Below are 11,598 nucleotides of genomic sequence, written 5' to 3' on the forward strand. Positions count from 1 at the left end.
CCCCCCCCCCCCCCCCCCCCCCCCCCCCCCCCCCCCCCCCCCCCCCGCCCCCCCCCCCCCCCCCCCCCCCCCCCGTCCCGTCGGGCCAGCGGGGGCGGCCGTCGCGGGCGGTGCGCTTCCGCGCCGAGGCCGGCCGCCTGCTCGTGGCGTCCCTCGGGGAGGTGTCGCTGCACGCCGCCGTCACCGACCTCGACGGCCGGGCGCTGGCCGCCGAGTTCCGCCCGATCGACGTGCAGGAGGGGCCCGAGCGGGTCCTGCGCACAGTCGACGAGGCGTTCGGCCGGCTGCTGGGGGAGGTGGGCGGCGCGGCGCCGGTGTGGGCCGTCGCGCTGGGGCTGCCCGGGCCGATGGACTACCCGAACGGGCGGGTCGTCGTCCCGCCGGCCATCCCGGGCTGGGCCGGCTTCGACGTGCGGTCCTGGTTCGCCGCGCGCCGGGGGGTGCCGGTGTGGGTGGACAACGAGGTGAACCTGCGGGCGCTCGGCGAGTGGGAGCGGGGGGTGCCGCAGGAGCGCCGCGACCTGCTCTACGTCAAGGTGGCCACCGGCATCGGCAGCGGGCTGGTGACCGGCGGCCGGCTGCACCGCGGCGACAGCGGGGCGGCCGGCGACATCGGGCACGTGCGGGTGACCGACGACCCGCTGGCGCGCTGCCGGTGCGGCAAGACCGGGTGCCTCGAAGCGGTGGCGAGCGGCTGGGCGCTCGTCGACACGCTCACCGAGGAGGCGCGGGCCGGGCGCAGCCCCGTGCTCGCCGAGCGGCTGGCCCGCGCCGGCCGGATCACCGGCGAGGACATCGGCGCCGCGACCGCCGCCGGCGACGAGGTGGTGCGGGCGGCGGTGAGCCGGGCTGCCCGCGTGATCGGCACCGCCATCGCCGGCGTCGTCAACTTCGCCAACCCGGGCACGCTGGTGCTCGGCGGCGGCGTGCTGCGGGCGGGGCCGCTGTTCTTCGACGAGTTCCGGGCGGCGGTGCTCGACGGCACCATCGAGCTCGCCGCCCAGAACCTGACCGTCCGCACCGCCTCCCTCGACCCCACCGAGGGCGTCACGGGCGCGGCCCTGCTCGCGGCCGACAACCTGCTGCGCCCCGCCGCGCTGCAGATCTGGCTGGCCGACGGCAGCCCGGTCGGCGCGGCCGACCAGTTGCAGCGAGCGGCGTGAGCACCTCCCCACCCACACCGACCCAGGAGCCGCCCCCGTGCCAGCCGTGACGACCACGCAGGGGATCGAGTACGCCGTCCGCGGCGACCGTCCCCTCGCTCTCGACCTGCACGTGCCGGAGACCGCCGGACCGCCGCCAGTGGTCGTCTACCTGCACGGCGGCAGCTGGAAGTTCGGCTCCCGGACCGATCACCCGGAGCGGGCGTGCGGCCTGGCGGAGCGCGGCTTCGCCGTGGCTTCCGTGGACTACCGGCTGTCCACGGAAGCCCCGCACCCGGCTCAACTGGAGGACGTGCAGGCCGCCGTCACGTGGCTGCAGGAGCGCGCCGTCGAGCACGGCGCCGACGGGTCGCGGATCGCGCTGTGGGGCGCCTCGGCCGGCGGCCACCTCGCCGCCCTGGCAGCGCTCACCCCGCCCACGCCGGTCGCCGCCGTCGTCACCTGGTTCGCGACGACCGACCTGCTGCGCGCCGCGGTGCGCCCGCCGCTGGAGCCGCGGTTCCTGCCCAACTTCGAGGGGGAGCTGCTGGGCACCCCCGACGTGCTGGCCGACCCGGCCGCGGCGCGGGCGGCCAGCCCGCGCTGGCTGGCCTCCGCCGGGGCGCCGCCGTTCCTGGTCATGCACGGCGACCGCGACCGGCTCGTGCCCACCGTGCAGTCGACCGCGTTCCACGAGGCGCTGGTCGACGCGGGCGCGGACTCGACGCTGGTGCTCGTCGGGGGCGCCAGCCACGAGGACCCCGCGTTCGACTCGCCGCGCACGCTGGACATGGTGGCCGCCTTCCTCCGGGCGCACCTCGGTGGTGCCGCGTGAGGGTGCTGGTGGTCGGCGGCGGGCCGGCCGGGTGCACCGCCGCGGTCTCGCTGGCCCGCCGCGGTGCCGACGTGGTGGTCGTGGAGATCGAGCCGGACGTCCGGCCGGTCGGCGTCGGGCTGATGCTGCAGAACTCGCCGCTGCGCGCCCTGGACTCCCTCGGCCTGGTGGAAGCCTGCGTCGAGCGGGGCTTCGTGCACCGGGAGATCGACGTCTGCGACGCACAGGGCACCGTCCGGCACGTCCTCGCGCCCCCGAGCCTGGTCGAGGGGAAACCCGCGATGGTGGCGATCTCCCGCGCGCACCTCGCCGAGGTCCTGCTCGACGCCGTCCGGACGTCGGGGGCCGAGCTGCGCCTCGGCACCACGGCCAACGCGCTGACCGATGCCGGTGACCGGGTCGAGGCCCGGCTCTCCGACGGCAGCACCGAGTACTTCGACGTGGTCGTCGGTGCGGACGGGCTGCACTCCCGCACCCGTCCGCTGGTCCTGCCGGACGCGCCCGAACCGCACCGGACCGGACAGGTCATCTGGCGAGCCGCGGCGCCCCGGCCGCCGCAGGTCGACCGCTACTCGATGCTCGACGGCGGGCCGGACCTGGGGAAGGTCGGTCTCGTCCCCATCGCCGACGACGCGCTCTACCTCTGGATGCTGCAGACCGACACCGGTGCCGAGAGACCGCCGCGGGAGCGGTTGCTCCCGGCCCTGCGCGAGCAACTCGCTCCCTTCGGTGGGGACGTGCCCGCGGTTGCCGAGGCGCTCACCGGTGACGTCGACCTGCGCTCGCTGCAGGCGCTGCTCGTGCCGCTCCCGTGGGCGCAGGGGCGGTGCGTGGTGATCGGCGATGCCGTCCACACCACCACTCCCCACATCGCCTACGGCGTCGGCATCGCCATCGAGGACTCCGTCGTCCTGGCCGAGGTGCTCGCCGGGGACGACGACGTCGGCCACGCGCTGCAGCGATTCGGCGAACGGCGGTTCGACCGCTGCCGGCTCGTGGTCGAGGCATCGGTGCAGCTCGGGGAGTGGGAGCAGCACCCGCCCGCGGATCCCGCGGCCCCCGGGCAGCTGACCGGGCGGACCCTGGGGGCACTGGCCGCCCCGTACTGAGCTCACCCGCACAGGAGCAGGTCGACCAGCCGCTCGAGGTCGGCCCGGGTCCGCGGCGCCCCGCACCGGACCCGGTCGACGGCGACGCTGCGCAGCACCCACACGAGCGCGGGCACCGAGTGCAGGCTCGGCCGGTCGGCGCCGGCGCGGCCGACGACGACGTCGACGGCAGCGGTGAGCGACCGGTCGAGCGCCGCGCGGGTCGCCTCCGCCAGCCGGGGGCACCACTCCTCGGCGGCGAGCAGGACGCGGACCGCCCGCTCCTCCCGGGTCGGGCAGCCCCGCCAGCGCTGCAACAGCGCCAGCAGGTCCGAGCGCACCGATCCGGTCGGCGCGGGAGCGGCGAACAGCCGCAACCCGTCGACGGCGCGCAGCACGACCTCCTCCAGGTCCGCCGACCCGGACGCGGCGGCCGGTACGTCGAACCCGAGCTCGACGAGCGCCGTCACCACCGCCGGCAGCAGCGGCTCGTGACATGCGTGTGCCCCCATCGGTCCTCCTCCCGCGGGAACCGGGTCGCCCGGCCGGTCCGCACCGGCCGGGCGACCCGTCGTCGTCAGCCGCGCAGCGCCCGGCGGACGGTCGCCAGCGCCAGGACGGCGCCGAGACCGGCCAGGCCCACCAGCGCCGGGAGGCCCGCCGGCGCCGGCCCGGTCGCCGGGGCCGGCCGGGTCGCCGACGCGGTGCCGATGCCGCACGCCTCGTCACGGGCACCGCCGCCGCTTCCCGACGGTCCGGTGGCGAGAGGGGTGCCACCGGTGGGCCCGCCGGCCGGGGCGACGGGTGCCTCCGCCGGGTCGGTGCAGAGCAGCCCGTCGCCGGGCGTCCCGTCGCCACCCGAGCCGTTCCCGTGCGGCGTCGCGCCGTCCCCGCCGCCGTCCCCGCCGCCGGTCCCCGTCCCGGGGGTCGTGCCGGGCCCGTGCCCGTCCCCGTTCCCGGGCCCGTCGCCGTCCCCGGGCCCGTCGCCGTCCCCGGTCCCGTGGCCGTGGCCCGGGAACGGCAGCGTGACCTGCACCAGGACGTCGCCGAGCAGGCCGTCGCGGCCCTCGTTCACCGGGACGCCGATCACCGCGCCGCCGTCCGAGCCGAGCAGGTCGGCCAGGTCGAGGTCGACCGTGGTGCCGGCCAGCAGGTCGTCGCCGAACCCGGGGAGCAGGTCGAGCGGGAGCACGAGCAGGTCCTCGCGCTCCTCCTCGCCGGCGCCCGACCGGTCCGGCAGCGTGACCGTGGTCGGCACGCCGGCCTCGGCGCTGACCGGCAGGACGACGGCGTCCTGCCGCGGCCCGGTCGCGTCGCCGCGCACCAGCGGGGTGGACACCGTCGTCCCGGTGGCGCGGTCCGCCCCGGCGGTGTGCACCGGGACGGTCACGGCCAGGTCGCCCTGCGGGTCGGGCGACCCGGTGGCCTCGTGGACCTCCAGCAGCCCGGCGACGTCCAGGTCGCCGTCCGTGCCGGCCAGCAGCGGGACGTCGAGGACGGCCCCGTCGGCGACGGGGACGGTGGCGATCGCTCCGGCGGCCTCGGCGGCGACGTCGTTCTCGTCGGCCGCCGCGACCCCGGTGCCGACGGCCAGCAGGCCACCGGCGAGCAGGGCCGTCTGCAGGCCCCGCCTCATCCATGCGTGCATGACTTCTTCCTCCAGGTCTGAGTGGGACCGGTCGCCGAGGACCGGGGGTGCGCCGTGCCGGCCAGGAGGCCGGCCGGGCGCCACTCAGTCGGGGGAGAAAGTGGGGTCGACGACGACGCCGCGGGGGGCGTCGGACGAGGTGCCCGATCGGTCGGTCCCGGTCGGCGCCGGGACGTCGGTGGTCGCGCCCGGGACGGCGGCAGGGCCGGTGTCCGAGCCGCCGGAGGAGGTGGTGCGGGTGCCGTCGCCGGCCGCGGGGAGGGCGGGGACCGGTGCGGCCGGCGACGGCGTCGCGGGAGCGCCGCCGGCCTCGGCGAGCGGCGCGGCGGCCGGCGCGGCGGGAGTCACGGGCGTGCCCGGGTGCTGCGGCGCGGGCGCGACGGCGTCCGGCGCCGGGAGCGGCGCGGCCCCCGCCGGGGTGAGGGGCTCGGCCGCGACCGGGGCCGCGGGCACCGCCACGGGCACCGCCACGGGCAGCGGCGGGTTGCCGGGCTGCACCTCGTCGGTCAGGCGGTCCGGAACGGTCACCAGGCTGCCGGCCAGCGCCGACACGGGCTCGCCGACGGCAGGAGGCAGCACCTCGACGGCCGGCTCGAGGACGGCGGAGGAGGCGAGGTCGACGACGTCGTGCACCACGGCGGGAACCGCGTCGAGCGGCGCCGCCAGGAGCGCCGGCAGCGGCTCGGCCGGGCGTTCCTCGGCCGACGCGGACGCGCTGCCGGCCAGCCAGAACGCGACCGCGAGCGCGCCGAGGAGCAGGGCACGGCCGAGCCAGCGCGGGACGTCGGCCATGCGCACCCCCTCCACGCTGCGTGGCTGGTCGGTCACGATCAGCGTAGGAAGGGTTCCGGCACCTCGCAGTCCGGATCCGGGCACCCGATCGGGTGGACTCCCCGGTGCGACGTGACGGTGGGTCACGGGCGGGCCCCTTCCGGCCCTCCCGTCCGATCCGCTGGTGCGCGAACCGTCCGCGGCCACGTGGCGGTGGGAGGCCGGCATGGCCGAGGGGGACGAGAGCGCGGTCGCCGTCGTCCGCGAGCTGGTCGACGCGCAGGACGCCCACGACGTCCCGCGGATGCTGCGCTGCATGACCGACGACGTCGTGTACGAGGACGTGGCACGGCTCGAAGGAGCAGGGGCACGCGGACGTCGCGCGGATGTCGGGCTCCCTGGAGGAGCGGGTGTCCACCGACCTACCGGATCAGCACCGGCCGGGTGCTCGTCGCCGGCGACGGCTACGCCGTCGAGCGGGTCCTGGAGGGCACCAAGGACCGGGCCGATCCGGAGTTCGGCCTGCCGGCCACGGGCAACCGCTTCTCCCTGCGGGGTGTGTCGACCGGGCGGCTCCGGGACGGGCGGATCGCCGAGAACCACGACTGCTGGAACATGGCCGACTTCCTGGCCCAGCTGGGCCAGCTGTCCGGCCTGGGAGCCGAGCCCGCGGCCGGGTGACCGCGGTTCAGATGGTGTGCAGCTGGTCGAGCCAGCTGACCTCCCACGCGTTGCCGTCGGGATCGGTGAAGCTGCCGGTGTAGGACGACTCGCCGTCCTGGGCCGGCAGCCACGGCCGGCCGCCCGCCGCCAGGGCGCGGGCGACCAGGTCGTCGACCTCCTCGCGGCTGTCGGCCGTCAGCCGGTGGACCACCGTGGTGGCCTGCGCGGGGTCGCCGATCTCGCCGGGCACGAGGTCGGCGAACCGGTCCCGGGTGTGCAGCATGAGCACGATGCTCTCGTCGACGGTGATCGCGGCGCTGCCCTGGTCGGAGAAGCGCTCGTGCACGCCGAAGCCGAGGCCGGTGTAGAAGTCCCGCGCGGCCGCGAGGTCGGTCACCGGCAGGTTCACGAAGACCATCCGCACGGCCGTCAGCCCTCCCGGCCCAGCTCGGCGAAGGTGTCGGCGACCCAGTCGGCGATGAAGGTGCTCACGTAGGGCAGGTGGTCGAGACCGATGTGCTCGGTCGCGCCCTCCTCGGGGGTGAACACGCGCAGCTCGCGCTTGGGGGAGTTGACCGCCTGCTCGTAGGAGCGGTGCGCGTACTCCAGCGGGATCTGCCGGTCGTTGGCGCCGTGGGCGATGAGGAACGGCACGGTGATCTTCTCGACCACACCGTCGAGGTGGACGCCATCGGCGAACTCGAGGAACGCGTCGAGGTGGTTCTCGTCGCCCTCCTGGCCCCACACCCACAGCACGTGCTCCCAGTAGTGGGGGACCGGGCGCTCGCCCTCGCGCTCGCGGCGGCGGCGCTGCACCGCACCCCAGTCGTGGTTGGCGCCCCAGGCCACGCACAGCGCCAGGCGCTTCTCGAAGGCGGCGGCGCGGGGGGAGTAGTAGCCGCCCAGCGACCAGCCGACGATGCCGATCCGGCCGGCGTCGACGTCGTCGCGGGTCTCCAGGTAGTCGACGGCGGCGCCGGCCCACACCTCGGTGTCGATCCGCGCGGTCAGCCCCTGCAGCCGCAGCGCCTCGCCGGTGCCGGGCTGGTCGAGCATGAGGCAGGAGATGCCGCGGGCGGCCAGCTCCTGCCAGTGGTCGGAGCTGTACATGTGCTCCTTGGTGGAGTCCAGCCCGTTGACCAGGACGACCACCGGCTTCGGGCCGTCGCCGGGGGCGGCGGAGAAGTAGGCCGGCAGGGTGGTGCCCTCGTAGGGGATCGCGACCCGGGTGACCGACGGGCTGTGGGTGTCGAAGGCCTTCTGGGCCAGCTCGAGCAGCCGCTTGTAGGTCGGGATCCGGTCGGGGTCGGAGTGGGCGAGCATGCGCTCGGCCTGGGCCAGGTAGTTGCTGGCCCGGAAGTACAGCTGGCCGGCGGTGCGGGTGTGCCCGGCCTTCTCGGCCTCCTCGGCCTGGCCGACGAGCTGGTCGGTCAGCTTCGTCCAGGCCGCGAGGAACGCCGGGGTGCCGGCGTCCTCCCCGCCGGCGGCCGCCTCGCGGATCGGCCGGCACGCGCGGTCGACCTCGTCGATCAGCCCACCGGAGTTCAGCGTCGCGACGACGCTGAGGTTGTAGGTGTAGGGGCCGGTGGGGAAGTACTCGAACACGTGCGTTCCTCTCGCGGTGGTTCTTCAGACAGCGGCGCGGACGGCGTCGCTGATCGACTTGACGCCGCCGTGGGCGGTCAGGCCGCCGTCGACGGGGATCTCGGCGCCGGTGATGAACGAGGCGTCGTCGCCGACCAGGAAGGCGACCAGCGGGGCGACCTCGTCGACGGTGCCGGTGCGGCCGAGCGGGGTCTCCGCGACGTTGGCGGCGCGGAACGCCGGCGCCGCCGAGGTGGTCATCGGCGTCTCGATGTAGCCGGGGTGCACGGTGTTGACCCGGATGCCGCGCGGGCCCAGCTCCAGGCAGGCGGCCTTGGCCAGCCCGCGCAGCGCCCACTTCGACGCGGTGTAGGCCACCGGGTAGTGGCCGGTCAGCGCGGCGACCGAGCCGACGACGACGATCGAGCCGCCGCCGGTCATCAGGGGGGTGAGCGCCTGGATGCCGAGCAGGGTGCCGGTGACGTTGACCTCCGAGACCCGGGCCAGGTCGGCCGGATCCAGGTCGGTCAGCCGCGCCCGCCACGTGACGCCGGCGTTGGCCACCAGCCCGTGCACGGCGCCGTGGCGCGCGCGCAGGTCGTCGGCGAGCGCCGCCCAGCCGGCGGCGTCGGTGACGTCGAGCTGCCGGTACCCCACACCCGGCAGCTCCTCGACCGGCTCGGGCTTCAGGTCGCAGCCGACCACCGTGGCGCCCTGGGCGGCCAGCAGGCGCGCCTCGGCCGCCCCCTGGCCCTGCCCGGCACCGGTGACGACGACGACCTTCCCCCCGAGCCCGCTCACGACAGGCGCTTGCGGGCCCGTGACCGCTGCCGCGCGGGGCGCACCGGCGGCAGCTCGAGGCCCTCCACGACCCGGTTGCGGATGGTGCCGAGCCCCTCGACGGTCATCTCCACCACGTCGCCCGGCTGCAGCGGCGGGGGAGCGGCGTCGCCGCGGGTGCCCCACAGCTCGGCCAGGCAGCCGCCGTTGCCGCAGGTGCCCGAGCCCAGCACGTCGCCCGCGCGCACCCAGGTGCCGCGGGAGGCGTAGGAGACGAGCTCCTCGAACGGCCAGCCCATGTTGGACAGCAGGTCCTGGCCGATCTCGACGTCGTTCACCGACACCCGCATGTCCAGGGCGAGGAAGCCCTCGTCGTCGCGGTAGGGCTCCAGCTCGTCGGCGGTGACCAGCCACGGCCCGAGGGTGGTGGCCGAGTCCTTGCCCTTGGCCGGGCCCAGGTTGACCTTCATCTCCCGGGCCTGCAGGTCGCGGGCCGACCAGTCGTTGAGGATCGTGTAGCCGAACACGTGGTCGCGGGCGGCCTCGGGCGTCAACGACGTCCCGTCCCGCCCCACGACGACGGCGACCTCGAGCTCGAAGTCGAAGCGCTGCGAGCCCGGCGGCACCGCGACGTCGTCGTGCGCGCCGACGAGGGCGTACGGGTTGGTGAAGTAGAACGTCGGCGCCTGGTACCACTCGGCGACCACGCCGGCCTGCCCGTCGATCGCCTTGCGCACCCCCTCGACGTGCTCCTCGAACGCGACGAAGTCGCGCACGGTCGGCGCCTGCAGCGGCGGCAGCAGCCGGACCTCCTCGACCGGGACCGGCGGCGCCGAGAAGGCCGCCGTCCCGGCGTCGAGGGCGGCCGGCAGGCCGGCGCGCACGAGGTCGAGCACGGTGACGTCGGCGGGCAGGGCGTGCAGCCCGTGCTCGCCGACGACGCCGGCGGTGACGATCCCGCCGTCCTCCCAGGTGGCGAACCGCATCGGACGGGCCCTGCTCTCAGACCGGAGGGGCCACGAACAGGCCCTTGTCCGGGTCGTTGAACGACTTCTGCGCGACGAACTCGTTCATCGCGTTCGCCGTGCCCCACTGGTCGGAGACCTCGGGCTGGGTGAAGTCGTAGACGTGCGGGTGCCAGGTGTCCTCGTCGACCTCCTCCAGCTCCGTCGTGTACTCGACGGTGTTGCCGTGCGGGTCGAGGAAGTAGCTGAAGGTGTTGTTGCCGGCCATGTGCCGGCCCGGGCCCCAGATCTTCTCGACGCCGGCGCGCAGCAGGCGGCCGGTGCCGCGCATGTACTCGTCGATGCCGCGCATCTCGAAGCTCGCGTGGTGCAGGGCGGGGTGCGGGCCGCGGGCGATCGCCATCGAGTGGTGCCAGGCGTTGGTCCGCAGGAACCACATCATGCTGCCCATCCGCGGGTGCATGAGGGTGTCGGAGAGGGCGAAGCCGAAGTGCTTCTCGTAGAAGGCGACCGTCTGCTCGGGGTTGGCCGAGTTGATCACCACGTGCGAGAGGCGGACCGGGATGGACTCGCCCTCCTCGATCTTGCGGTGCTGGCGCACGGCGACGTCGGAGCTGACCTCGACGGTGCGGCCCTCGTTGTCGAAGAACCGGAAGCCGTAGCCGCCACCGGGGGTCTGCAGGTCCTTGGGCTCGTGCACGAGCTGCACGCCCTCGGCGGCCATGCGCGCGGCCAGGGTGTCGACGTCGGCGGCGTTCGCGGCGCCGAAGGAGATCAGGTCGATCCGCTTGTCGGCCGACTCGCGCAGCCGGACGACGTACTGCTCCGGCGAGCCCTCGGCGGCGAGGAACGTCAGGCCCGAGTCGCTGTGCTCGGCCTTGAGGCCCCAGGTGTTGGTGAAGAAGTCCTCCTGCTTGCGCAGGTCCGGCACGGCGAGGTCGACGTGCCGCAGGTGGGTGATCAGGCGCTGGGTCATCGGTGGTTCTTCCTTCAGGCGGGCTGGCTGGTGAGCATGGCGATCGAGCGCACGAGGCCCGGGATGTCGCCCTGGACGTGGTCGAGCTGCCACTGGGCCAGCTGGTTGGACGCGTCGACGACGGTCTTGGCGCGCTCGAACCTCCGGGCGTGGAAGGCGTCCCACAGGTCCTGGTCGAGCGCGTCGCGGTCGGTGAGCAGCTCGGCGAGGACGACGGCGTCCTCCAGGGCCATGGCCCCGCCCTGCGCGATGGTGGGCGGGCAGGTGTGCGCGGCGTCGCCGATGAGCACCACGCGGCCGCGGTTCCACGGCACGTCGAGCACGTGGGTCTCGAACCACGTGTAGTTGACCCGGCTCGGGTCGGTGAGCGTCTCGCGGATCTCGTCCCACGGACCGTGGTAGGCCTGCGAGAGCTCCTTCATCGTGGCCAGCTGCTCCTCGGGGGAGAGCGCGCTGCGGTCCTGGGCGGGCTCGACGATGTAGGCGTAGAGCGAGTTCTCACCTGTGGGGCAGTAGCCGGCGATGAACGACGGGCCGCCGTAGTACAGGTCGGTGCGGGTGACGCTGGCCGGGCGGGGCCCGAAGGCGCGCCAGATGCCCATGCCGACCGACCTGGTCTCCAGGTTGATGCCCAGCGCCCGGCGGGTCCAGGAGCGGACGCCGTCGGCGCCGACCACCAGGTCGTAGCGGCCGGTCGAGCCGTCGGAGAACGTGACGTCGACGCCGGTCTCGTCCTGGCTCAGCTCGGTGAACGTGGTGCCGAAGCGGAGCTTGACGCCGACCTCGGCGGCCCGGTCGGCGAGGATCCTGGCCAGCTCGGGACGCGGCATGCCCATGACGGCGGGCACGTCGGGGCCACCGGTCTTGGCGTCGGGGATCTCGGCGACGACGGTGCCGTTCGGGTCGGGTGCGCGGATGCCGGTGACGTCGAAGGCGTAGCCGGCGGCCTGCACCTGCTCCCACACCCCCAGGGAGCGCAGCTCGCGCAGCGCGTTGCCCTGCAGCGTGATGCCGGAGCCGAGGGCGGCCACCTCGGGCTTGATCTCGACCAGGTCGACGGCGACCCCGCGCGCGGCGAGGTGGATGGCGGTACCGGCGCCGGCGAGGCCGGCGCCGACCACGAGGACGGAGTTGACGGCGGTCACG

13 protein-coding genes are annotated in these 11,598 nt (G+C 75.4%); 4 read left to right on the top strand and 9 right to left on the bottom strand.

The window, feature by feature from the left end; translation table 11 throughout:
- The first annotated feature begins 110 nt into the window (after positions 1-110).
- The 3 genes from ACI8AF_RS18285 to ACI8AF_RS18295 are packed head-to-tail and all read left to right on the top strand — an operon-like array spanning position 111 to position 3,086.
- Positions 111-1,163, top strand: a complete 1,053-nt coding sequence (locus ACI8AF_RS18285; protein WP_456541164.1) for an ROK family protein — start codon at positions 111-113, stop codon at positions 1,161-1,163.
- A 46-nt stretch (positions 1,164-1,209) separates the two neighbouring features.
- Positions 1,210-1,977, top strand: coding sequence for an alpha/beta hydrolase fold domain-containing protein (locus ACI8AF_RS18290; RefSeq protein ID WP_456541165.1), 768 nt, complete (start codon positions 1,210-1,212; stop codon positions 1,975-1,977).
- Positions 1,974-3,086 carry an FAD-dependent monooxygenase gene (locus ACI8AF_RS18295; protein ID WP_456541166.1) on the top strand — a complete coding sequence of 371 codons (1,113 nt, stop codon included), beginning with the start codon at positions 1,974-1,976 and terminating at the stop codon, positions 3,084-3,086. Before ACI8AF_RS18290 ends, ACI8AF_RS18295 begins: the two co-directional genes overlap by 4 nt.
- Positions 3,087-3,088: 2 nt before the next feature.
- Here ACI8AF_RS18295 and ACI8AF_RS18300 read toward each other — a convergent pair whose 3' ends face one another.
- The 3 genes from ACI8AF_RS18300 to ACI8AF_RS18310 form a co-directional block, all read right to left on the bottom strand.
- Positions 3,089-3,577 carry a hypothetical protein gene (locus ACI8AF_RS18300; protein ID WP_456541167.1) on the bottom strand — a complete coding sequence of 163 codons (489 nt, stop codon included), beginning with the start codon at positions 3,575-3,577 and terminating at the stop codon, positions 3,089-3,091.
- Between the two features lie 65 nt (positions 3,578-3,642).
- On the bottom strand, positions 3,643-4,713 hold the full coding sequence (locus ACI8AF_RS18305; RefSeq protein ID WP_456541168.1) for a hypothetical protein: 1,071 nt from the start codon (positions 4,711-4,713) through the stop codon (positions 3,643-3,645).
- A gap of 84 nt (positions 4,714-4,797) precedes the next feature.
- Positions 4,798-5,541 carry a hypothetical protein gene (locus tag ACI8AF_RS18310; RefSeq protein ID WP_456541169.1) on the bottom strand — a complete coding sequence of 248 codons (744 nt, stop codon included), beginning with the start codon at positions 5,539-5,541 and terminating at the stop codon, positions 4,798-4,800.
- Positions 5,542-5,697: 156 nt separating this feature from the next.
- Here ACI8AF_RS18310 and ACI8AF_RS18315 point away from each other — a divergent pair, with 156 nt between their 5' ends.
- Complete coding sequence (locus tag ACI8AF_RS18315) at positions 5,698-6,165, top strand: ester cyclase (protein WP_456541233.1); 468 nt, start codon at positions 5,698-5,700, stop codon at positions 6,163-6,165.
- A 7-nt stretch (positions 6,166-6,172) separates the two neighbouring features.
- Here ACI8AF_RS18315 and ACI8AF_RS18320 read toward each other — a convergent pair whose 3' ends face one another.
- Genes ACI8AF_RS18320 through ACI8AF_RS18345 form a run of 6 tightly spaced genes read right to left on the bottom strand, consistent with a single transcriptional unit; the run spans position 6,173 to position 11,597 of the window.
- Entirely contained in the window at positions 6,173-6,565 is a 393-nt protein-coding gene (locus tag ACI8AF_RS18320) for a VOC family protein (RefSeq protein ID WP_456541234.1), read from the bottom strand.
- 11 nt (positions 6,566-6,576) lie between these two features.
- Positions 6,577-7,752: an alpha/beta hydrolase family protein gene (locus ACI8AF_RS18325; protein ID WP_456541170.1), complete on the bottom strand. Its 1,176-nt coding sequence runs from the start codon at positions 7,750-7,752 to the stop codon at positions 6,577-6,579.
- Positions 7,753-7,776: 24 nt separating this feature from the next.
- The gene (locus ACI8AF_RS18330; protein WP_456541171.1) at positions 7,777-8,532 is read right to left on the bottom strand and encodes an SDR family NAD(P)-dependent oxidoreductase; all 756 of its coding nucleotides are present in this window, start codon (positions 8,530-8,532) and stop codon (positions 7,777-7,779) included.
- Positions 8,529-9,497 (bottom strand): fumarylacetoacetate hydrolase family protein, encoded by a 969-nt coding sequence (locus tag ACI8AF_RS18335; RefSeq protein WP_456541172.1) that lies wholly within the window; start codon positions 9,495-9,497, stop codon positions 8,529-8,531. The genes ACI8AF_RS18330 and ACI8AF_RS18335 overlap by 4 nt, the downstream gene beginning before the upstream one ends.
- A gap of 16 nt (positions 9,498-9,513) precedes the next feature.
- Positions 9,514-10,452, bottom strand: a complete 939-nt coding sequence (locus tag ACI8AF_RS18340; protein ID WP_456541173.1) for a VOC family protein — start codon at positions 10,450-10,452, stop codon at positions 9,514-9,516.
- 14 nt (positions 10,453-10,466) lie between these two features.
- Complete coding sequence (locus ACI8AF_RS18345; RefSeq protein WP_456541174.1) at positions 10,467-11,597, bottom strand: FAD-dependent oxidoreductase; 1,131 nt, start codon at positions 11,595-11,597, stop codon at positions 10,467-10,469.
- Position 11,598: the final 1 nt, after the last annotated feature.

The organism is Blastococcus sp. SYSU D00669 (assembly GCF_054050715.1).

Excerpts from the sequence above, each read along its gene's own strand:
- ACI8AF_RS18335 (WP_456541172.1), bottom strand. The coding sequence starts at position 9,497 with ATGCGGTTCGCCACCTGGGAGGACGGCGGGATCGTCACCGCCGGCGTC.
- ACI8AF_RS18320 (WP_456541234.1), bottom strand. The coding sequence starts at position 6,565 with ATGGTCTTCGTGAACCTGCCGGTGACCGACCTCGCGGCCGCGCGGGAC.
- ACI8AF_RS18305 (WP_456541168.1), bottom strand. The coding sequence starts at position 4,713 with ATGCACGCATGGATGAGGCGGGGCCTGCAGACGGCCCTGCTCGCCGGT.
- ACI8AF_RS18340 (WP_456541173.1), bottom strand. The coding sequence starts at position 10,452 with ATGACCCAGCGCCTGATCACCCACCTGCGGCACGTCGACCTCGCCGTG.
- ACI8AF_RS18300 (WP_456541167.1), bottom strand. The coding sequence starts at position 3,577 with ATGGGGGCACACGCATGTCACGAGCCGCTGCTGCCGGCGGTGGTGACG.